Source organism: Pseudonocardia ammonioxydans, assembly GCF_900115005.1.
In the GTDB taxonomy this organism is placed as follows: domain Bacteria; phylum Actinomycetota; class Actinomycetes; order Mycobacteriales; family Pseudonocardiaceae; genus Pseudonocardia; species Pseudonocardia ammonioxydans.
The window spans coordinates 1-21529 of sequence record NZ_FOUY01000018.1 but is presented as its reverse complement, the minus strand read 5'-3'; the positions used below and the strand labels follow the sequence as shown (position 1 = coordinate 21529).

Here is a 21529-nt window from a genome sequence, read left to right as displayed (position 1 = left end):
CTAGACCGTCCCGAAGAACTTCTGGGCCGCGCGCACGCCGTCGGCGAGCGCCTCGACCTCCTCCGTGGTGTTGTACACCGCGAACGACGCCCGCGCCGTCGCGACGATCCCGAACCGGCGGTGCAGCGGCCAGGCGCAGTGGTGGCCCACCCGGATCGCGACGCCCCGGTCGTCGAGCACCTGGGACAGGTCGTGGGCGTGGATGCCGTCCACCACGAACGACACCGCTCCCCCGCGCAGCTCGGCCCCCGGCGGGCCGACGACCGTGAGACCGTCGATCGCGCACAGCTGCTCGAGCGCCGCGGCGGTCAGCGTCGCCTCGTGCGCCGCGACCGTGTCCATCCCGATCTGCCCGAGGTAGTCCACCGCGGCGCCCAGGCCCACGGCCTGCGACGTCATCGGCACCCCGGCCTCGAACTTCTGCGGCGGCGGCGCGTAGGTCGAGCCCTCCATCCGCACCAGCTCGATCATCGAACCGCCGGTGAGGAACGGGGGCAGCGCCTCGAGGAGCTCCCGGCGCCCGTACAGCACGCCGACCCCGGACGGCCCGAGCATCTTGTGCCCGGAGAACACCGCGAAGTCGACGCCGAGCGCCGCCAGGTCGACCGGCATGTGCGGCACCGACTGGCAGGCGTCGAGCACGGTCAGCGCACCCACCGCACGGGCCTGCTCCACCAGCTGCGCGACCGGCGCGACCGCACCGGTGACGTTCGACTGATGGGTGAAGGCCACGATCTTCGTCCGGTCCGAGAGTTCGAGCGAGTCGAGGTCGATCCGGCCCTCGTCGGTGACGGCGTACCAGCGCAGGGTCGCCCCGGTGCGCCGGCACAGCTCCTGCCAGGGCACCAGGTTGGCGTGGTGCTCCAGCTCGGTGACCACGACCTCGTCGCCGGGGCCGAGCGCGAACCGCTCGGAGGCGGCGTCGAGCCCGGTCCGGACCGAGGCGTTGCCGACGCCGTAGGCGACCAGGTTGATGCCCTCGGTCGCGTTCTTGACGAACACGACCTCGTCCTCCCCGGCGCCGACGAACGCCGCGATGCGCGACCGGGCGGACTCGTAGGCGTCGGTGGCCTCCTCGGCGAGCTGGTGCGCGCCCCGGTGCACGGCCGCGTTGTGCCGCTCCAGAAACGTGCGCTCGGCGTCGAGCACCTGGCGCGGACGCTGCGACGTCGCACCGGAGTCGAGGTAGACCAGCGGCTTCTCCTCGCGCACCGTACGCCCGAGGATCGGGAAGTCCGCCCGGATCCGGGCCACGGCGGCGGCGTCCAGCCCGGCCGTGGTCCCGGTTCCGTGCACGGTCGTCATGATCAGGCCAGCGCCTTCTGCTCGGCCTGGACGAACCGCTGGTAGCCGTTGCGCTCGAGCTCGTCGGCCAGCTCCGGGCCGCCGGACTCGACGATGCGGCCACCGGCGAACACGTGCACCCGGTCCGGGGTGATGTGGTTCAGGATCCGGGTGTAGTGCGTGATCAGCAGGACGCCGGTCTCGCCGCTCGCGCGGTAGCGGTTGACACCCTCGGAGACGACGCGCAGGGCGTCGACGTCGAGGCCGGAGTCGGTCTCGTCCAGCACGGCGAACTTCGGGTTCAGCAGGCCGAGCTGCAGCACCTCGTGGCGCTTCTTCTCGCCGCCGGAGAAGCCCTCGTTGACCGAGCGGTCGGCGAACTCGGAGGAGATGTCGAGGTCCGCCATGGCGTCCTTGACCTCCTTGACCCAGGTCCGCAGCTTCGGCGCCTCGCCGCGGACCGCGGTCGCGGCCGAGCGCAGGAAGTTCGCCATCGACACGCCCGGGACCTCGACCGGGTACTGCATGGCCAGGAACAGGCCGGCGCGGGCCCGCTCGTCGACCTCCATCTCCAGGACGTTCTCGCCGTCCAGGAGCACCTCACCGGAGGTGACCTGGTACTTCGGGTGTCCGGCGACGGCGTAGGCCAGCGTGGACTTGCCGGAGCCGTTCGGCCCCATGATCGCGTGCGTCTCGCCCGCGCGGACGGTGAGGTTCACCCCGCGCAGGATCTCCTTCGGACCGTCCTCGGTCTCGACCGAGGCGTGCAGGTCCTTGATCTCCAGAGTGGACATGATCTCTTTTCGTGGTGGTGGTCGCTGTGCCCGATGTGCGCTGCGCGAGCTCCGCTCAGGCGCCCGTGATGGCCAGCTCGGCCTCGACGGCCGCCTCGAGGCGTTCGCGCAGCTCGGGGAGGGTGATCTTGTTCAGGATCTCGCCGAAGAACCCCCGCACGACGAGGCGGCGGGCCTGCTCCTCCGGGATGCCGCGGCTGCGCAGGTAGAACAGCTGCTCGTCGTCGAACCGGCCGGTGGTCGAGGCGTGCCCGGCGCCGGCGATCTCGCCGGTCTCGATCTCCAGGTTCGGGACCGAGTCCGCCCGGGCGTGCTCGGTGAGCACCAGGTTGCGGTTGAACTCGAACGTCTCGGTGTTCTCCGCGGCGGCCCGGATCAGCACGTCGCCGATCCACACCACGTGCGCGGCGTCGTTCGAGTCGCTCTGCAGCGCGTTCTTGTACAGCACGTTGGAACGGCAGTTCGCGACCGCGTGGTCCACGAGCAGCCGCTGCTCCAGGTGCTGGCCCGCGTCGGTGAACGCCACCCCGAGCAGCTCGGCGTCGCCACCGGGACCGGCGTAGCGCACGGTCGAGGTGACGCGCACCAGGTCGCCGCCCAGCTGCACCGCGGTCGCCCGCAGCGTCGCGTCGCGTCCGATCAGGTAGTGCTCGGCGCCGGCGTGCACGGCGTCGTCGGCCCACTCCTCGGTGACGACCAGCGTCAGCTGGGAGCCGTCGGCCAGCACGATCTCGGTGTTGTCGGCCAGCGCGCCCGACCCCTTGTGCTCGACGACGACCGTCGCCTGCGTGTGCGGGGTGGTGCGGACCTGCAGGTGACCGGCCGCCGAGGCGCCCACACCGGGCCCCTCGACCGTGATCGTCACCGGGTCGGGCGTCCCGTCCAGGGTCACCACGGTGGCCTCGGCGAACGCCGACCACGCCGCAGCGGCGACCCGGTCGGCGGGGGTCCCGCCCTCGCCGAGGCGGGCATCGTCGCGCGCCACCGTCTCGACGGTCACGCCGTCGAGACCGGACGCGTCACGACCGCCCGAGGTCACCGAGACCGCGGGCTTCGCGTCGAACGCGGCGGTGCCGTCGTGCAGGCCCTTCAGCCGGCGCAGCGGGGTGAACCGCCAGTTCTCCTCGCGGCCGCCCGGGATCTCGAAGGCGTCGACGTCGAACGACTGGAACCGCTCGCCCGCCGAGGCGATCGGCACCTCGCCCTGGCCCTCCTTGGCGCCCTTCAGTTCAGGCGCGAGGCCGGCAACGTCACTCGTCATCCGACGGAACCCTCCATCTGCAGCTCGATCAGCCGGTTCAGCTCCAGCGCGTACTCCATGGGCAGCTCGCGGGCGATCGGCTCGACGAACCCGCGCACCACCATCGCCATCGCCTCGTCCTCGGTCAGACCGCGGCTCATCAGGTAGAAGAGCTGGTCCTCGGAGACCTTCGAGACGGTGGCCTCGTGCCCCATCGACACCTCGTCGTTGCGGATGTCGACGTAGGGGTAGGTGTCCGACCGCGAGATCGTGTCCACCAGCAGCGCGTCGCACTTCACGGTCGACCGCGAGTTGCGTGCCCGCGGGTTGACCTGGATCAGGCCGCGGTAGGACGTCCGTCCGCCGCCGCGTGCCACCGACTTCGACACGATCGTCGACGACGTGTTCGGCGCCAGGTGCACCATCTTGGCGCCGGCGTCCTGGTGCTGGCCCTCGCCCGCGAAGGCGACGGACAGGACCTCGCCCTTGGCGTGCTCGCCCATCAGCCACACGGCCGGGTACTTCATGGTCACCTTGGAGCCGAGGTTGCCGTCGACCCACTCCATGGTCGCGCCCTCCTCGGCCTTGGCGCGCTTGGTGACCAGGTTGTAGACGTTGTTCGACCAGTTCTGGATCGTGGTGTAGCGGCAGCGGCCGCCCTTCTTCACCACGATCTCCACCACGGCCGAGTGCAGCGAGTCGGTCTTGTAGATCGGCGCGGTGCAGCCCTCGACGTAGTGCACGTAGGCGCCCTCGTCGACGATGATCAGCGTCCGCTCGAACTGGCCCATGTTCTCGGTGTTGATCCGGAAGTAGGCCTGCAGCGGGATGTCGACGTGCACGCCCGGCGGCACGTAGATGAACGAGCCACCCGACCAGACGGCCGAGTTCAGCGCGGAGAACTTGTTGTCCCCGGCCGGGATGACCGAGCCGAAGTACTCGCGGAACAGCTCCGGGTGCTCCTTGAGGGCGGTGTCGGTGTCCAGGAACACCACGCCCTGCTCCTCCAGGTCCTCACGGATCTGGTGGTAGACGACCTCGGACTCGTACTGCGCGGCGACGCCGGCGACGAGACGCTCCTTCTCGGCCTCGGGGATGCCGAGCTTGTCGTAGGTGTTCTTGATGTCCTCGGGCAGGTCCTCCCAGCTGGTGGCCTGCTTCTCCGTGGACCGCACGAAGTACTTGATGTTGTCGAAGTCGATCCCGGACAGGTCGGAGCCCCACCGCGGCATCGGCTTCTTGCCGAAGATGTCGAGCGCCTTCTGGCGGAACTCGAGCATCCACTCCGGCTCGTCCTTCAGGTGGGAGATGTCGGCGACGACGTCCGAGGACAGGCCGCGCCTGGCAGCGGCACCCGCCTCGTCGGAGTCCGCCCAGCCGAAGTCGTACCGGCCGAGCGCCGCGATCGTCTCCTCCTGCGTGAGCTCTGTGCGCACTTCAGGAGTGGTCGTCATTCGGACTGCCTCCCTTTCGGGGACCGTGGTGGGAGATGGTCCCGCCTTCGGCGGGGCCCTCTTCTTCTTGCATCTTCCGCAGCCGAGCACTGGGTTGCTGATTGACGGTGCCGGTGGCGGGGCCCTCTTCTTCTTGCATCTTCCGCAGCCGAGCACTGGGTTGCTGATTGACGGTGCCGGTGGCGGGGCCCTCTTCTTCTTGCATCTTCCGCAGCCGAGCACTGGGTTGCTGATTGACGGTGCCGGTGGCGGGGCCCTCTTCTTCTTGCATCTTCCGCAGCCGAGCAGGTGGTTGCGGACTGCCGGCGCGGGGGGTGGGGACCTCGTCCCGGTCCCCGTGCCGGGCCCGCGCGAGGAGTTCGGGATCCTCGAGCGGGACGTGTGTGGTGCACGCGGCGTCGCCGCGCGCGATCGTGGCCAGTCGCTGCACGTGGGTACCCAGCAGCTCGGCGAAGGCACGCGTCTCGGCCTCGCAGAGTTCCGGGAACTCGGTGGCGACGTGCGCCACCGGGCAGTGGTGCTGGCACAGCTGCACGCCCAGCCCGCCGCTGCGGGTCTGGGCAGCGTAGCCACGGGTGCTCAGCACCCGGGCCAGCACCTCGGCGCGCTCCTGGGGGCCTGCCGGCGCCGTGACCGACTCCAGGTCGGCCCCGAGGAGGTCGTGCACCCGCCTGCGGGCGAACGCGTCCACCGCCTGCTCCCCCGCCGTCTCGGCCAGGAAACGCAGGGCGGAGGTCGCCAGGTCGTCGTAACCGTGCCCGAACCGGACCCGGCCCGTATCGGTGAGCAGGTACTCCTTGGCCGGCCGCCCACGCCCGCGTGGGCGGACCGAGCGGGCCGGGGCGCGGGCCTCGGCCTCCCCGTCGGCCAGCAACGCGTCCAGGTGCCTGCGCACCGCGGCCTCGGTGAGCTCCAGCTCGGCCGCCACGACGGCGGCCGTGACCGGGCCCTGCTCCATCAGGACCCGTGCCACCGCGGCCCGGGTCCCCGACCCGGAGCCGGGCAGCACGGCGTCGGACCCGTGCCCGCAGGCGGGATCCTGGCGCTGCTGCGCGGTCCGGTGTGTTTTCACAACACCAGTGTTGCGGATATCCCCGCGGGCAGCAAAACCGCCCCCCTCGGTCGTGACCGGGCTCACGTCCACGACGGCATCCGCTGTGGTGAGGACCGGCCCCCGGAGGCCGGGAGTCTCCCGGCTAACCTCCGTGGCCATGGTGACGCCCGAGGTCGCCCCACCCGGGCGCGACGACTCCCCGACGCGAGCGGCGCCCGAGGGCTCCCCGGCCGGCCCCACCGGCCGCAAGCCCCCCGCCGCCCGTCGCGGCCTGCGCGAGCAGGCGCGGATCGCGCGCGTGCTCGGCCTCACCGGCGCGATCCTGATGGGGATCAGCGCCCTGGGCTCCGGGGCCTTCCCGGTGCCGAACCCGCTCAACGGCCTGCGGGTGATCGGCCTGCCGGCCCGCAACGTCACCCTCGCCATCGCGATCACCTACGCCGGGCTGCTGATGGTGGTGACCGCCTGGTTGTGGATCGCCCGGATGCTCACCGCGCGGGGCGCCCGCCACCCCGCCCCGGAACGCCGCGAGCTGACCCGCACCGCGATCCTGTGGGGTATCCCGCTGGCGGTCGCGCCGCCGATGTTCTCCAAGGACATCTACAGCTACCTGGCCCAGAGCGCGACGCTGGCCCGCGGCATCGACCCGTACACGATCGGCCCGGCGCAGGCGCTGGGCATCGACGACCCGCTGACCCGCGGGATCCCGACGATCTGGCGCGACACCCCGGCCCCCTACGGCCCGCTGTTCCTCGGCCTCGGCCGGATCATCACCGGGCTCTCCGGCGAGAACGTGGTGCTCGGGATCATGGAGCACCGGCTGCTGGCGCTGGCCGGTGTCGCGATGATCGTCTGGGCGCTCCCCCGGCTCGCGGCCCGCTTCGACCTCGACGCCGGCCTGGTGCTCTGGCTCGGCGCGGCGAACCCGCTGGTGCTGTTCCACCTGGTCAGCGGGATCCACAACGAGTCGGTCATGATCGGCCTGATGCTGGTGGGCCTGCACGTCGTGCTCGGCCGCGACGACACGATCCAGCCGTGGTGGCGGATCACGCTCGGGGCGGGGCTGATCGTGGCGGCCGCGGCGGTGAAGCTGCCGGCGCTGCTCGCGCTCGGGTTCGTCGGCGTCCATCTGGTCCGCAGGCGGGGCGGACGCGTCGTCGACTGGGTGGTGATGACCAGCTGGCTCACCGCGATCGCCGCCGTCGTCCTGTCCGTGTTCAGCTTCGCCACCGGGCTGGGCTTCAACTGGCTGCGCGGGCTGTCGGCCCCCAGCAAGATCCTCAGCTGGATGTCGGTCAGCACCGACTTCGGCCTGCTGGCCGGCCAGGTCGGCCGCCTCGCCGGGCTCGGTGACCACACCGAGGCGACCCTGGCGCTGGCCCGGGGCCTGTTCGTCGTCCCGATGGTGCTCATCATCGTCGTGCTGCTCCTGGCCTGCCTGCGCGGCAGGCTCGACCCGCTGACCGGCACCGGAGCGGGCCTGGTCACGTTCGTGCTGCTGTCGCCGGTGGTGCACCCCTGGTACCTGTTCTGGGGGCTGCTGCCGCTGGTCGCGACCCGCGCGATGCCCCGCTACCGGCGGGCGATGCTGCTGCTCTCGGCGTTCCTGGCGCTGGTCGTGCCCCCGACCGGGGCCGACTTCATCTTCCGGGCGTTCCAGCTGCCGCTGGCCGTCATCGCCGGGATCGTGATGTTCGGACTGTCGTTGCTGGTCGTGCGGCAGCTGCTGCGCGCACCGGCCACGACCGGCCCCACCGCGGAACCCGCGCGGTGAGCGCCGCGCTCGAGGCCCGCGGCCTGGTCGTCCGCTACGGCCCGACGACCGCGGTGGACGGCATCGACCTCGACCTCGCCCGCGGCGAGGTCCTCGCGCTGCTCGGGCCGAACGGCGCGGGCAAGTCCAGCACCGTCGAGGTCTGCACCGGCTTCCGGCCGGCCTCCGGCGGGCGGGTCACCGTGCTCGGCCACGCCCCCGACGACGACGCCGTCCGGCCGCGGGTCGGGGTGATGCCCCAGGGTGGCGGCGCCTATCCGGCCGTGCGGACCGGCGAGATGCTGCACCTGGTCGCGGACTGCGCCGCACATCCGATCGACCCGGGCCGGCTGCTCGACGTGCTGGGGCTGCGCCACCGGGCACGGACGCCGTACAAGCGGCTCTCCGGCGGTGAGCAGCAGCGCCTGGCGCTGGCCTGCGCCGTCGTCGGCCGCCCGGAGCTGGTGTTCCTCGACGAGCCCACCGCCGGGCTGGACCCGCAGGCCCGGCACCTCGTGTGGGACCTGGTGCGGGCGCTGCGCCGCGACGGTGTCGGGGTCCTGCTGACCACGCACCTGATGGACGAGGCCGAACAGCTCGCCGACGACGTCGTGATCATCGACAAGGGCCGGGTCGTCGCGCACGGCTCGCCCGCCCAGCTCACCGCGGGCGACCAGACCGAGCTGAGGTTCCGGGCGCCTGCGGGCATGGACACGGCCGGTCTCGACGACCGCCTGCCCGACGGCTACGCGACCACCGAGACCACTCCCGGGCGCTACCGGGTCCAGGGCCGGATCGACCCCGGCGCGCTGGCCGCGATCACCTCCTGGTGCGCCGACCAGGGCGTCATGGCCGACGACGTCCAGGTCGTGCGACGCAGCCTGGAGGACGTCTTCCTCGACCTGACCGGACGGGAGCTGCGGCCATGAGCGACCTCTTCCCCGCCGGGACCTTCACCCCGGCCCCCGGGCGCGGCGACCTGCTCACGATGCTGCGCGCGCAGGGCGGGCTGGAGACCCGGCTCGCGCTGCGCAACGCCGAGCAGGTGCTGCTGACCCTGCTGATCCCGGCCGCGCTGCTGGTCGGGCTCACCCTCGTCCCGGCCGTCCCGGCGCCGGAACCGCGGGTCGGCTGGCTGCTCGCCTCGATGCTGGCACTGGCCGTCATGGGCTCGGCGTTCACCGGCCAGGCGATCGCGCTCGGGTTCGACCGCCGCTACGGCGCGCTGCGCCGGCTCGCCGCGACCGCGTTGCCGCGCTGGCTGCTGGTCTGCGGGCGGCTGACCGCGGTCGCGGCCGTCGTCGGGATCCAGGTGGTGCTGCTGGCGGTGCTGGCCCTGTTCCTGGGGTGGACGCCGTCCGGTGCCCGCCTCGACGGGGCGCTGATCGCCGTGCTGCTCGGTACGGCCGCGTTCGGGTCGTTGGGGATCCTGCTGGGCGGCACGCTGCGCGCGGAGATCGTGCTCGCCGTCGCGAACATCGTCTGGTTCGTGCTGCTGATCGCCGGCGGGATCGTGGTCGGGGTCGACGACCTGCCCGGGCCGCTCGCCGCGATCGCGGCCTGGCTGCCGTCCGGGGCGCTGGCCGAGGCGCTGCGCGACGCGCTCGGCGCCGGGGTGTTCCCGGCGCCGGGAACGTTGCTGGTGCTCGCCGGGTGGGCGGTCGTCGGCGGGGTCGCCGCGTCGCGGCTGGTGCGCTGGCGCTGAACCGGCGCCGGTACACCGGGAACGCCGGTGGCCGCAGCGTTCTTCTGCACTGCATCTTCTACACTGCGTAGTGTGGCCACCCCGACCGGTCTGCTCGCCCGCGTGCCGTCCACCCCGCCGTTGCTGCTGCGCCGGCTGGCGATCGCGAACCTGATCGCGCAGATCGGGATCGGGGTGACCGGCTCGGTGGTGCGGGTGACCGGGTCCGGCCTCGGGTGCTCGACCTGGCCGCAGTGCGAGCCGGGCAGCATGGTGCCGGTCTCGCACGCCGAGATCGCACCACTGCACATGTGGATCGAGTTCAGCAACCGGCTGCTCGGGGTCCTGGTGGTGCTCACCGCGGGCGCGACCCTGCTCGGTGCGCTGTTCACCCGGCCGCGGCGGCGCCGGCTGATCGCGCTGGCGTGCGCGATGCCGCTCGGCGTCGTCGCGCAGGCGGTGATCGGCGGGATCACCGTGCTGGCCGGGCTGGCCTGGTGGACGGTGATGCTGCACTTCCTCGCCTCGATGGTGCTGGTGTGGTTCGCGGTGCTGCTGGTGACGGCGACGACCGAGGACGACGGCCCGGTCACCCGGACCGTCCCACCGGCCGGCCGCGGGCTGATCCTGTTCTCCACCGCGGTGCTGGCCGTGCTGCTCGTGGCGGGCACGCTGGTGACCGGGGCCGGGCCGCACGGCGGTGACCCCGACACCCCGCGCCTGGACGCCGACATCCCGGCGCTGACCCAGCTGCACGTGGACTCGCTGTTCCTCTACCTGGGCACGCTGGCCGGTACCGGGTTCCTGTTCCACGCCGTCGGGGCACCGGCCGGGCTGCGCAGGCGGTACTGGACGCTGGTCGCCGTCGTCCTCGCGCAGGGCCTGGTCGGGGGCGTGCAGTACGCGCTCGGCGTCCCGGAGCTGCTGGTGTCGCTGCACGTGCTCGGTGCCGGCCTGGTGACCGCGGCCGCGGCCTGGGTGTGGGCGGGCACCGCGAGCCGCCCCGCACCGGCCGGCGCCCCGGGCGGGCCCGGTCCCGCCCCCGGCGCCGACGCCGACACCGGGCGGTCGCTCGCCGGCTCCGGCGCCGAGCGCCCCTGACTCGCGCACCCCTGGGTCGAGCAGCCCTGGGTCGAGCAGCCCTGGGTCGAGCAGCCCTGACCGCCGGACACTCGTGCACACGACCCCCGCGGTACGGCACCCTGGAACCATGACCTCCGGATCTCGGGTGCGCCGTGGCGGGATCGCCGCGGCGCTGGCGGCCGCGCTGGCCCTCGCCCTCACCGTCGGGTTCGTCACCGCGCGCGCCTCGGCCGCCCCCGACCTGCCGCCGGTGCCACCGGAGGAGCTCGTCGCCTCGGTGCTCGAGGCGGAGCCCGCCGCGCTGGCCGGCACCGTCGCCGTCGACAACCGGCTGGGGCTGCCTGCGATCCCCGGTGTCCCCGCCGAGGGGTTCACCGACGGCACCTCCACCGCCCGCGTCTGGTCCGACGGCGAGGGTCGCGGCCGCCTCGCGCTGCCCCGGCCGGACGGCGAGCGCACCTACGTCCGCGACGGCACCGTGACCTGGGCCTACGACTCCGCCGACCGCACCGCGACCCGCATCCCGGCCCGCGAACACGACCGGTCCGGCCCGGCCGAGGGGGACCCGCAGGCCGCGGCCCGGGAGATCGTCGGGAAGCTCCGCGACACGAGCACCGTCGACGTCGACGGCACGACCGAGGTGGCCGGGCGGCCCGCCTACACCCTGGTCCTGGCCCCGCAGCCGGGCGAGCGCACGGTGCTGCGCGAGGTCCGTGCCGCCGTGGACGCCGAGACCCGCACCCCGCTCGAGCTGACCGTGTTGGGCGCCGGCCCCGAACCGGTCCTGCGGATCGGGTTCGACGATGTCACGTTCGGCCCCCAGGACCCGGCGCTGTTCACCTTCACCCCGCCGCCGGGTGTCACGGTCGAGGACAAGAAGTTCGAGGACAAGGGGCTCAAGGACAAGGGGAACGCGGACAAGGGGACCGGCCCGGACGCCGCCGCTCCGGGGCGCGGGCACGACCCGGATCGGGGCGGCGCCGACGCGCTGCGGACGGTCGGGGACGGCTGGGACGCCGTCGTCGTCGGGACCGTCCCGCAGGGCCGTGGCCCGCAGGCAACCGGCCCCCAGGCAACCGGCCCGCAGGCGACCGACCCCCAGACGACCGACCCGGAGACGTCCGACCAGCGGGGAGCCGACCGGCCGGACCTGTCCGCGCTGGGCACACCGGTCTCCGGCCCGTGGGGCACCGGCCGCGAGATCACCACGAACGCCGGGTCGGCCCTGGTCACCGACGACGGCCGGTTCGCCGCCGGCGCCGTCGGCACCGACGTCCTCGGCGCGGCCCTGCAGCAGTGAGCACGGCCGGCGGGATCGGGACCGCACAGGAGACCGCGCAGCGGCCCGAGCCGGGCACGGCGCCGCCCGCGGCCCGCGTCCGGGCCCTGCGCAAGGTCTTCGGCCGGGTCACCGCCGTCGACGGCGTCGACCTCGACGTCCCCGCCGGGTCGGTGTTCGGGATGCTCGGCCCCAACGGCTCCGGCAAGACCACCCTGATCCGGATGCTGCTCGGGCTGACCCGGCCCACGTCGGGCAGCGTGGAGCTGCTCGGCCTGCCGGTCCCGGCCGGCCTGCCCGCCGCGCTGCCGGACGTCGGCGCGCTCGTCGAGGGCCCCGGGTTCCACCCGTTCCTGACCGGGCGGGAGAACCTGCGCCGGGTGGCCGCCGTCGAACCGCGGCTGGCCGCCCGGGACACCGGCCCGGCGGTGGACGCGGCGCTGGAGCGGGTCGGGCTGGCCGACGCGGCCCGGCGACGGTTCCGCGGCTACTCGCTGGGGATGAAGCAGCGGCTCGGACTGGCCGCGGCGCTGCTGGTGCCGCGCCGGCTGGTCGTGCTCGACGAGCCGACCAACGGGCTCGACCCGGCGGGGACCCGGGAGATCCGTGCGGTGGTGGCGGACCTGCGGGCCACCGGTGCCACCGTGCTGCTGTCGTCGCACCTGCTCTCCGAGGTCGAGGCGGTGTGCACGCACGTGGCCGTGCTGAAGCAGGGGTCGCTGCTCGCCGCCGGGGAGCTCGGACGGCTGCTCGACGCCGTCGCGGGCGGCTGGGAGATCGCCACCACCGACCCCGGCCCGGCGCTGCGGGTGCTGCGGGAGGCCGGCGCCACGGCCCGTGCCGACGGCCCCGGCGTGCTCGTCGAGGACGGCCCCGACGGGCCCGTCCTGTTCGCCGCGCTGGTCCGGGCCGAGGTGCCGGTGCACGGGCTGCGACGGCACCGCCCGGACCTGGAGACGTTGTTCACGAGGATCACCGAGTCATGAACCGCACAGGTGCCCCCACCGCACCACGCCCGGTCTCCTGGGGCCGGCTGCTCGGCGCCGAGCTGCGCTGGGTGCTGCGCCGACCGCGCACCTGGCTGATGCTCGTCCTGCTCACCGCCGTCCCGGTGCTCATGGCGATCGGCATCGTGCTGTCCGACCGCCCGCGCCGCAGCCTGCTCGCCGAGGTCACCGGCAACGGGCTGACCCTGCCGGTGGTCGCGCTGTCGATCCTGCTGACGCTGTTGCTGCCGCTGGTCGTCGCCGTGGCGGCGGCCGACGCGATCGCCGGCGAGAGCCAGCACGGCACGCTGCGCGGGCTGCTGCTCGCCCCGGTCGGACGGGTGCGTCTGGTCGCCATGAAGTCCGTCGGCGTGCTCGTGGTGGCCGCGCTCGCCGTCGGGCTGGTCACCGTGGCCGGGCTCGCCGCGGGCTGGCTGATGATCGGTCCGCCCGCGGTGCTCGGCGCGGACGGCGCGCTCCTGACGATGTCCGGGACGACGCTGTCGCCGTCCGGGGCGCTGTACCGGATCGTCCTCGTCGCGGCCTGGACGCTGGTCCAGCTCGCCGCCGTCGGCGCCGTCGCGCTCGCGGTCTCCGCGTGGACCGAGCACCCGCTGGTCGTGCTGTCCTCGGTGCTCGGCGGGCTGATCCTGTTCGGGGTGCTGACCTCCATCCCGGCGCTCGAGCCGCTGCACCCGTGGCTGATCACCACCGGCTGGGGCGCCGCCGCCGACGTCCTGCGCGACCCGGTCCCTGCCGGTGAGCTCGTCCGCAGCACGCTGGTCGCGGCCGGCTACCTGGCGGTCGGCGGGGCGGTGCTGATGGTCCGGATGGTGCGCCGCGACGCCTGAGCTGCGGTCTCGGGCATGATCGCGGGCGCGCTCCGCAGTCGAACGAGGAGGACACATGCGTGCGGTACGGGTGACGAAGGCCGGAGGACCGGAGGTTCTGGAGGTCGCCGAGGTCGACACGCCCGCACCGGGCCCCGGTGAGGTGCTCGTCGAGGTCGCGGCGGCCGGGGTCAACTACATCGACACCTACCAGCGGCAGGGCATCTACCCGATGGAGACGCCCTACGTGCCCGGCCTGGAGGGCACCGGCCGGGTCACCGCGCTCGGCGCGGATGTCACCGGGGTCGCCGTCGGCGACCGGATCGCCTGGGCCGAGACGCTGGGCAGCTACGCCGAGCAGGTCGCGGTGCCGTGGGCCAAGGCCGTGCCGGTTCCCGACGGGGTCGGCGACGACGCCGCGGTCGGCGCCCTGCTGCAGGGCATGACCGCGCACGTCCTGGTCAACGACTCCTTCCCGCTCTCCGGCGGGGAGACCGTGCTCGTGCACGCCGCGGCCGGGGGCGTCGGGCTGCTGCTGACCCAGCTGGCGAGCGCGAAGGGCGCCCGTGTGATCGCGACGACGTCCAGCGCGGAGAAGGCCGAGCTGGCCCGCGGTGCCGGCGCCGCCGAGGTGATCGACTACACCCGGGTGGACGACCTCGCGGCGGCGGTCCGCGAGCTCACCGACGGTGCCGGCGTGCACGCGGCCTACGACGCCGTCGGCGCGACGACGTTCGACGCGAGCCTGGCGTCGCTGCGCAAGCGCGGGATGCTGGTGCTCTACGGCGCCGCGTCCGGCCCGGTGCCTCCGGTCGATCCGCAGCGGCTCAACGCGGCGGGGTCGGTGTACCTGACCCGGCCGAAGCTGTTCGACTTCGTCGACACCACCGAGTCGCTGCGGGACAAGGCCGCGGCGGTGTACGCCGAGGTCGCCGCCGGGCGCCTGGACGTCCGGATCGGTCACCGCTACCCGCTCACCGAGGCCCGTACCGCCCACGAGGACCTGCAGGGCCGCCGCACGACGGGCAAGCTGCTGATCCTGCCGTCCTGACATGTCAGAGTCGCAGTGGTCGTCAGTCGCAGTGGTCGTCGACGAACTCGTCGACGACCGTCTCGGCCGACTCCACCGCCGCCGGGCCGGGCGCGACGGCACCCGTCGTACCCGCCTCGGCGCGCAGCTCGTCGACCAGTGTGCCGACCGGACCGCGGAGCTCGGCGGGAGCGGAGCGCTCCAGCTCGCGCACGGTCGCCGCGCCCTCGTCGAGCGTGGCCCGCGGGTCGTCGGGGTGGCTCTCCAGCAGGGTGGCGTACCGGTCGGTGAGCTCGCAGAACCGGGCGGTCCCCGTCGCCGGGGGCACGGCCGGGGCGGCGGTGGCCGCCGCGACGCCGGGCGACCCGCCATCGTCCGCCGGGTCACCCGCACCGGCCTGCGACCGGACCACGAGGCCGAGCGCGACCACCAGCAGCAGCGCCGCGACCGGGGCCACGACCCCGCGGAGCGGCCCCGGCCCGGCCGGGACCCCGCGGAACGGGCCCGGCCCGGCCGGGACCGTGGCCCCGGACGCCCGTGCGGTGTGGGTCGCGACCGCGCGCCGGGCGGCCCCCGCTGCGACCGAGACGGCCTTCTCGAGCGGCCCCTGCCCGATCCCACGCCGCCACGCCGCGGCGCCCCCGAGGCCGCCGACGAGCATCACCAGGAACAACGCCACCGGGTACTCGGACAGGAAGCCGGTGGCCAGGAGCACCAGGTGCGCGCAGTACAGGGTCAGGACGAGGCTGCCCGCCGCGGCGAGCGGTGACAGCAGCCGCCGCAGCACCGGCACCCGGGTGAGCAGCAGTGCCGCACCGAGGACGGCGACCGCGGACCCGAGCGTGTGCAGCAGGTCGACCGGGGTGTGGGAGTGCGGCGCGGGCAGCGCGAGGTGCCACCACGTCGACAGCGGCTGGTGCTCCTCCCACAGCAGCGAGGTCGTGGCCTCCGCCGGGTCTTCAGCGTCCTGCACCAGACGGGCCAGCCCGCCCAGCGGGTACAGCAGCACCCACGAGGTGACGCGGGCCGCGACGGCCAGCGCGACACCCCCGGCGCACAGCGACCACGCCACCCGCCGCGACGACAGGTCGAGCCGGCCGATGGCCAGCCCGGCGGTGAGGAACCCCAGCAGCACGACGACCGGGTAGGCGCCGGTCACGAGCAGCTGGACGAGCACCGCGAGCGGCTCGCGCAGCACGTCGGCGAACGTCGGGTCGTCGGCGCCCGCGCGGGGCAGCGCCAGGCCCTCGGCCATCACCAGGAGCACCGGACCGGCGGCGACCACGCCGGCCGTGACGAGCGCCGCCCCGCGGGCTCCCAGTCCCAGCAGCGGGAGCACCAGCACGAACAGCAGCGCGTAGAACGGCAGGATCCCCCAGATCCCGTTGACCGGGGAGAGCGCACCGAGGACCAGCCCGAGCACACCGACGGCGAGCGCCCGGACCAGGATCCCGGCCGACGCGGCGACCCGCTCCCGTCCGTCCAGCCGGTGCCGGCCGCCGGAGAGCAGGGCGACACCGATGCCCGCGACGAGGACGAACGTCGCGGCCGCACGCCCGGCGGCCACCGTCGTCACCGCCGTCGGCGCACCGTCGTCGGTGGTGAGCGGCAGGGTGTGGGTGGCGATCATCCCGACCAGCGCCAGCCCGCGCGCCACGTCGAGCCCGGCCACCCGGGACCGGCCCCCGGCGGGCGGCTCCGGCGGGGACAGCCCCGGTTGCTGATCGTGGTGCTGGACGGGTGCCGTGGACATACCGTCTCCCCGGGGTCGGTGGGCGGACCGCGGTCGAGCCTGGCAGCGGCGGCACCGGCGGTCGGTGGAGCAGGCCCGCGAACCGGCGGGGCCGGCCCCAGGGCAGCGGTGGGGACGGCACCCTGTCGCCGCGCGGTAATGCCCGCGTGGGTGCGGGCGGAGATGCTATGAACCGGGTGTGCCGACGGACGATGCCGCGAAGACCCCGTTCCACGACCTCGACGCCTACGTCGCGCTCCCCCGCCTCGGCGGGCTGGCGCTGTCCCCGGACGGGACGCGGCTGGTCACCGGCGTCGCCGAGCCGGAACCCGACGGCACCCGCCACCGCACCGCGCTCTGGGAGGTCGACCCGACGGGCCGCGCGCCCGCCCGGCGCCTGACCCGGGGTGCTGCGGGTGAATCCGGCCCGGTGTTCACCCCGGACGGTGACCTGCTGTTCCGGTCGGCGCGCCCGGACCCGGACGCGTCGTCGGACACCGACCCGCCCGCCGGGTTGTGGCTGCTGCCGGCGGCGGGCGGTGAGGCCCGCCCGGCGGGCAGCCGTCCGGGCGGTGTCGACGACGTCGCCGTCGGACGCGGCTCGGGGACGGTCGTGGCCTCGTCACCGACCCTGCCGGGTGCCGTCACCGGCGAGGACGACGAGCGGCGCCGCACCGCCCGCTCCGATGCGAAGGTCACCGCGATCCTGCACACCGGCTACCCGGTCCGGCACTGGGACCACGACCTCGGGCCCGCCGAGAACCGGCTGCTGGTGCGGGACGGCGAGGACTGGACCGACCTCACCCCGGCACCGGGCCGGGCACTGGACGAGACCGCGTTCGACGTCTCCCCCGACGGCGCCACCGTCGTCACCGGCTGGAACCGCGCGTACGGCCACGGCAGCCGGCGGCCGGGAGTCGTCGCGATCGACGTCGCCGGCGGCGAACACCGCGACCTGCTGTTCGACGACGGTCACGAGTACGGCGACCCGCGGATCAGCCCGGACGGGCACACCGTCGTCGTCGCCCGCGAGCGGCTGTCCACCCCGGACCTCGCCCCGCGCGTCGACCTGGTGCTCGTGCCGCTCACCGGGGGTGAGCCGCGGCCGGTCGCGCCGGGCTGGGACCGGTGGCCCTCGGCGGCGCGGTGGACCGCGGACTCCGCCGCGCTGATCGTCACCGCCGACGAGGACGGCCGCGGCCCGCTCTTCCGGATCGACCTCGACCCGACGGGCGACCCCGACGGCGACCGGGTCGTCCGGCTGACCGCCGACCACGGCTGCTACACCGAGCCCGTCCCGAGCCCGGACGGCCACTGGATCTACGCCCTGCGCAACGCCTACGACGCCGCCCCGGCACCGGTCCGGGTGGACGCCCGCGCCGGCGGGACCGACCCCGAGTTCCTGCCCGGCCCGGCCGAGGCCCCGGAGCTGCCGGGCACGCTCACCGAGATCGAGACGACCGCGGCGGACGGCACCCGGGTCCGGGCGTGGCTGGTACTGCCCGCCGGCGCCGGCCCGGACGACCCCGCACCACTGCTGCTGTGGATCCACGGCGGGCCGCTGAACAGCTGGAACGCCTGGTCGTGGCGGTGGAACCCGTGGCTGATGGCCGCCCGGGGCTACGCGGTGCTGCTGCCCGACCCGGGGCTGTCCACCGGTTACGGGCAGGAGTTCGTCCAGCGCGGCTGGGGGCGGTGGGGCGGGCCGCCCTACGAGGACCTGATGGCGATCACGGACGCGGCCGTCGCCCGCCCGGACATCGACGCCGGCCGGACCGCGGCGATGGGTGGCTCGTTCGGCGGGTACATGGCGAACTGGGTCGCCGGGCACACCGACCGGTTCGCGGCGATCGTCACCCACGCCAGCCTGTGGGCGCTGGACCAGTTCGGGCCGACCACCGACCACGCCCACTACTGGCTCACCGAGATGACCCCGGAGATGGCGCAGGCCAACAGCCCGCACCACCACGCCGACGCGATCCGCACGCCGATGCTGGTGATCCACGGGGACAAGGACTACCGGGTGCCGATCGGCGACGGCCTGCGCCTGTGGTGGGACCTCGTTTCCCGGCAGCCGGACCCGGCCGCGAACCCGCACCGGTTCCTGTACTTCCCCGACGAGAACCACTGGGTGCTGGCGCCGAACCACGCGAAGCTCTGGTACGAGACGGTCTACGCGTTCCTGGCGACGCACGTGCTGGGTGAGGAGTGGACGACGCCCGACCTGTTGCAGTGAGCGATGCGTGCGAGCGAACCCCTGCGCAGCGCGATGCGGGCGAGCGAACCCCTGCGCAGCGCGATGCGGGCGAGCGGACTCCGGCGCTGTGGGACGTGCGCGAGCGGGTCGTGACGTCGCGGGACGAGTGCGAACCGTCCTCCACGCCGTGCGCACCGGCCTCGCCGTCGTGCACTTCGTGTGGGCTCCGTCCGGCCCCGGAGGCCGCTCACGGGCCGGACGCGGTCGCGGCGGCCCGGGACCTCCGGGACCGGGTCGACCCGTGGTTGCGGGCGTTCGTCGCCCGTCACGACGGGGCCCGGGCCGCGGCGACTCCCGCTGCGGCGGCCGGGGCCCTCGACGGGTTGCCGGTCGCGGTGAAGGGCCTGCGTGGGCTCCGGACGCCGGCGGTCCGGCGGCTGCTCGGGGCGGGCGCGGTGCCGATCGGCGCGACCTCGGTGCCGCGCGGCGGCGGCCACCAGACGTGGGGCTGGACCGATCGGGGGCCGACCCGCAACCCGTGGCGCGGCGACCGCTCCCCCGGCGGGTCGTCCGCGGGATCGGCAGCGGCGGTGGCGGCGGGTGTCGTTCCGCTGGCGACGGGTTCCGACGGCGCCGGATCGGTCCGGATCCCGGCCGCCTGGTGCGGCGTGCTGGGCTACAAGCCGACCACCGGCGCCGTCCCCGGGATCGACCCGACCGGACTCGCAGTGCCCGGGGTCCTGGTGCGTGACCCGGCCCTGCTGCCGGCATGGCTGGACGCCGTGACCGGATGGGGCGCCCGGGGCGCACGGGCCGGTGTGCCGGCGCCGCGCCCACGACGGTCATGTGGTCACCGGCCCTCGGGTTCGCCGAGGACGAGCTCGATCCCGCCGTGGTCGCGATCGCCCGCAGGGCCGCCGAGAACCTGATCGTCGCCGCCGGGCTCGCCACGACCGACGCCCCGTTCCGCCTGCACGAACCGGCGCGCGCCTGGACGACGTTGCGCCGGACGGACGCGTACGCCGGGGAGGTGCGCGCCGCGCACGAACTGCGAGCAGCGAACGACCGGACGCTCCGGGGGCTCTTCGAGCGGGTCGACCTGCTGTTCACGCCCACGACCCCGGCCGGCCCGCACGGCCACGACGGCCCCGGTGGCCGGATGAACGTGGCACTGACCTGGGCCTTCAACCTGTCCGGGCACCCGGCCGCCTCGATCCCCGCCGGCTTCGGCCCGGACGGCTGCCCGGTGGGGCTCCAGATCGTCGCGCGGCACGGTGAGGACGACCGGCTGCTCGCGCTCCTGCGGGACCACATACCACCGGCGACACCCGCACCGGTCGGCCCAGCGGAACGCTCCCCCACGTGACGCACCCCGGCGACACCCCACCCGGGGAGGGCAGCCCGCGACGCGCACGGCACCGTCACTCGCACGTCGCACCCGGCTGATCGACGGTGCGAAGCGCACCGTCGCAGCCGTTTGATCAGAACGGCGGCTCGTCCTCCGGTGGTGCTCGCTCGATCATGGTCGAGTCCGGCTCACGGGTGGTGGTCTCCTCCTCATTGGACGCCGCGGCGGGGTCTGCCGACGCGTCATCCTGCTCGAGTTCCTCCTCCGGTCCGACCGGGTAGAGGGGTCGTTCGTCGAACTCGGCCTGCAGCGGACTCCCCAGTCCCGGCACATCCCCAACCTCGGCTCCAGGGTTGGGTAACGGGTCGGGCAACGGTGGACACACCGGCTCACCCCGGGTGGTGTAGAACCAGCCCAACGGGCTGCGCCACCGGAACACCCCCGGCACCGGTTGTCGCACCCGCCAGCGTCCGGCGGTCTTGATCGCATGGTGGAACACGCAGAGTGGGCCGAGATTATCGCTGGTCGTCGGCCCGCCGTACTGGTGATCGTCCGTGTGGTCCTGCTGGGCCTTGCGCGCCGGACGCCGGCATCCGGGGAACACGCACGTGCGATCCCGGACCTCGACGTGACGCCGCAGCGCCGGGTGCGGGAACCGCTCCCCGGAGCGCCGATCCAACTCCGCCAGCAGGGTGGCGCGGTCGGCGTACTGGGCGGCCAGGTCGGCGATCAACGGTTCCCACCCGGGTGGCGGGTCGACCGCGAGCTGTTCGAGCAGGGTGGCGGGGACCTGCAGTTCGACGGTGCCGCCGTGGGCCTGGCGGATCAGTGGACGCCCACCCGGTCCGGGTTGTCGGGGTGGGCGGCGGCGGGTGGTGCCGGCCAGGATCAGGTAGCCGTCGGCGTCGGTGATGGCGAAGCGCCACTCGGCGTACTGCTGGCGGGCCAGGCAGTCGCGGGCGGTGTGGGCCGGAATCGGGCCGAGGCCGGGGATCTCACCGGGGTGGTCGTCGTGGCCGAGCAGGGTGGACAGGCGTAGCCGGATCTCGATACCCGGCCGGGCGCGTTCCGGGACGGGGCGTCCGCCGCCACCACCGGAACGGTCGCCACGAGGGCCGCCACCATCATCGTTGGGGCCGCCCCCACGGGGACCACCACCGCCGCCGCTGGGACCGCCTCCATCGGGACCGTCATCGTGCGGGCCGCCGGAGTCCCCTTCGCCGAGATCAGGATCAGGATCGGGTTCGGGCTCGGGGAGGTCGCTCCCGTCGTCGCTGTCCCCGTCGTCGGCACCCTCGTCGGCAGCCTCAGAATCCGAGTCCGAACCGGCGTCCGCATCGGGGCCATCGGCACCGTTGGTGTCGCCTCCGGCATCGGAGCCAGAGGCCCCGGGACTGGTCCCGTCGTCGTCTTCGTCGTCTTCGTCGGGGTTGTCGGTATCGCCGTCGGCCTCGGTGCCGGCCCGGCTCGGCCGGCCACTGTCGTCGTGGCCGGCTTCGTCGCTGTCGCTGTCGCTGTCGCTGTCGCTGTCGTCGGCACCCTGCTCGCGACTGCCGCCATGCTGCGCAGCGATCCCGGTGCCGGCGTTGGAGCCGGTGTCGGACCCGGATGGTGAGCTGGGGCCGCAGTCAGTGCCGGTGCCCGAGGCCGAGTCGGAGGTGTCGGTGCTGATGGCCGAGTCGGTACCGGTGCCGCTCGGGTCGCCGGTGTCCGGGTCGGGTGCGGTGGCCCGGGCCAGCATCACCGCGACGATCTCCTCGTGGCTCAGCGTATGCAGGCTG

At 74.3% G+C, this 21529-nt stretch carries 16 protein-coding genes and 2 pseudogenes; 11 read left to right on the top strand and 7 right to left on the bottom strand.

Translation table 11 applies throughout. From position 1 onward, the window contains the following. From BM093_RS17850 to BM093_RS17830, 5 genes and pseudogenes are all read right to left on the bottom strand, one after another. Entirely contained in the window at window positions 1-1305 is a 1305-nt protein-coding gene (locus BM093_RS17850) for a cysteine desulfurase (protein WP_093344891.1), read from the bottom strand. Between the two features lie 2 nt (window positions 1306-1307). Further along, window positions 1308-2078, bottom strand: coding sequence for a Fe-S cluster assembly ATPase SufC (gene sufC / locus BM093_RS17845; RefSeq protein WP_093344887.1), 771 nt, complete (start codon window positions 2076-2078; stop codon window positions 1308-1310). Window positions 2079-2133: 55 nt separating this feature from the next. Continuing rightward, complete coding sequence (gene sufD / locus BM093_RS17840; RefSeq protein ID WP_093344883.1) at window positions 2134-3339, bottom strand: Fe-S cluster assembly protein SufD; 1206 nt, start codon at window positions 3337-3339, stop codon at window positions 2134-2136. Beyond that, window positions 3336-4772, bottom strand: a complete 1437-nt coding sequence (sufB, locus tag BM093_RS17835) for a Fe-S cluster assembly protein SufB (protein ID WP_093344878.1) — start codon at window positions 4770-4772, stop codon at window positions 3336-3338. The genes sufD and sufB overlap by 4 nt, the downstream gene beginning before the upstream one ends. 322 nt (window positions 4773-5094) lie before the next feature. Beyond that, window positions 5095-5844 (bottom strand): annotated as a pseudogene (locus BM093_RS17830) (helix-turn-helix transcriptional regulator); the annotation flags it as partial. 139 nt (window positions 5845-5983) lie between these two features. On the opposite strand from BM093_RS17830, the gene mptB reads away from it, so the two are divergent. The 8 genes from mptB (at window position 5984) to BM093_RS17790 (ending at window position 14492) form a co-directional block, all read left to right on the top strand. Next, window positions 5984-7600, top strand: a complete 1617-nt coding sequence (gene mptB / locus BM093_RS17825; protein ID WP_093344874.1) for a polyprenol phosphomannose-dependent alpha 1,6 mannosyltransferase MptB — start codon at window positions 5984-5986, stop codon at window positions 7598-7600. Further along, complete coding sequence (locus tag BM093_RS17820; RefSeq protein WP_093344870.1) at window positions 7597-8508, top strand: ABC transporter ATP-binding protein; 912 nt, start codon at window positions 7597-7599, stop codon at window positions 8506-8508. The genes mptB and BM093_RS17820 overlap by 4 nt, the downstream gene beginning before the upstream one ends. Further along, window positions 8505-9284 (top strand): ABC transporter permease, encoded by a 780-nt coding sequence (locus BM093_RS17815; RefSeq protein ID WP_093344865.1) that lies wholly within the window; start codon window positions 8505-8507, stop codon window positions 9282-9284. The genes BM093_RS17820 and BM093_RS17815 overlap by 4 nt, the downstream gene beginning before the upstream one ends. 72 nt (window positions 9285-9356) lie before the next feature. Beyond that, entirely contained in the window at window positions 9357-10364 is a 1008-nt protein-coding gene (locus BM093_RS37945) for a COX15/CtaA family protein (RefSeq protein ID WP_093344860.1), read from the top strand. A gap of 109 nt (window positions 10365-10473) precedes the next feature. Beyond that, the gene (locus BM093_RS17805) at window positions 10474-11646 is read left to right on the top strand and encodes a LolA family protein (protein ID WP_093344854.1); all 1173 of its coding nucleotides are present in this window, start codon (window positions 10474-10476) and stop codon (window positions 11644-11646) included. Further along, window positions 11643-12611: an ABC transporter ATP-binding protein gene (locus BM093_RS17800; RefSeq protein WP_093344847.1), complete on the top strand. Its 969-nt coding sequence runs from the start codon at window positions 11643-11645 to the stop codon at window positions 12609-12611. Before BM093_RS17805 ends, BM093_RS17800 begins: the two co-directional genes overlap by 4 nt. Then, on the top strand, window positions 12608-13462 hold the full coding sequence (locus BM093_RS17795; protein ID WP_093344842.1) for an ABC transporter permease subunit: 855 nt from the start codon (window positions 12608-12610) through the stop codon (window positions 13460-13462). Before BM093_RS17800 ends, BM093_RS17795 begins: the two co-directional genes overlap by 4 nt. 55 nt (window positions 13463-13517) lie before the next feature. Next, window positions 13518-14492 carry a quinone oxidoreductase family protein gene (locus BM093_RS17790; protein WP_093344837.1) on the top strand — a complete coding sequence of 325 codons (975 nt, stop codon included), beginning with the start codon at window positions 13518-13520 and terminating at the stop codon, window positions 14490-14492. 22 nt (window positions 14493-14514) lie between these two features. Here the strand turns inward: BM093_RS17790 and BM093_RS17785 are convergent, their stop codons facing one another. Then, window positions 14515-16224, bottom strand: a complete 1710-nt coding sequence (locus tag BM093_RS17785) for a heparan-alpha-glucosaminide N-acetyltransferase domain-containing protein (protein WP_093344833.1) — start codon at window positions 16222-16224, stop codon at window positions 14515-14517. Window positions 16225-16402: 178 nt separating this feature from the next. On the opposite strand from BM093_RS17785, the gene BM093_RS17780 reads away from it, so the two are divergent. From BM093_RS17780 to BM093_RS35195, 3 genes and pseudogenes are all read left to right on the top strand, one after another. Continuing rightward, window positions 16403-18439 carry a S9 family peptidase gene (locus BM093_RS17780; RefSeq protein ID WP_093344828.1) on the top strand — a complete coding sequence of 679 codons (2037 nt, stop codon included), beginning with the start codon at window positions 16403-16405 and terminating at the stop codon, window positions 18437-18439. Beyond that, window positions 18412-19092 (top strand): annotated as a pseudogene (locus tag BM093_RS38195) (amidase family protein); the annotation flags it as partial. The gene BM093_RS17780 and the pseudogene BM093_RS38195, both read left to right, overlap by 28 nt. Before the next feature lie 77 nt (window positions 19093-19169). Beyond that, window positions 19170-19766, top strand: coding sequence for an amidase family protein (locus tag BM093_RS35195; RefSeq protein WP_245773600.1), 597 nt, complete (start codon window positions 19170-19172; stop codon window positions 19764-19766). Between the two features lie 115 nt (window positions 19767-19881). Here the strand turns inward: BM093_RS35195 and BM093_RS36030 are convergent. Continuing rightward, on the bottom strand, window positions 19882-21529 hold a 1648-nt coding region (locus BM093_RS36030), incomplete at its 5' end, for an HNH endonuclease signature motif containing protein (protein ID WP_483880039.1).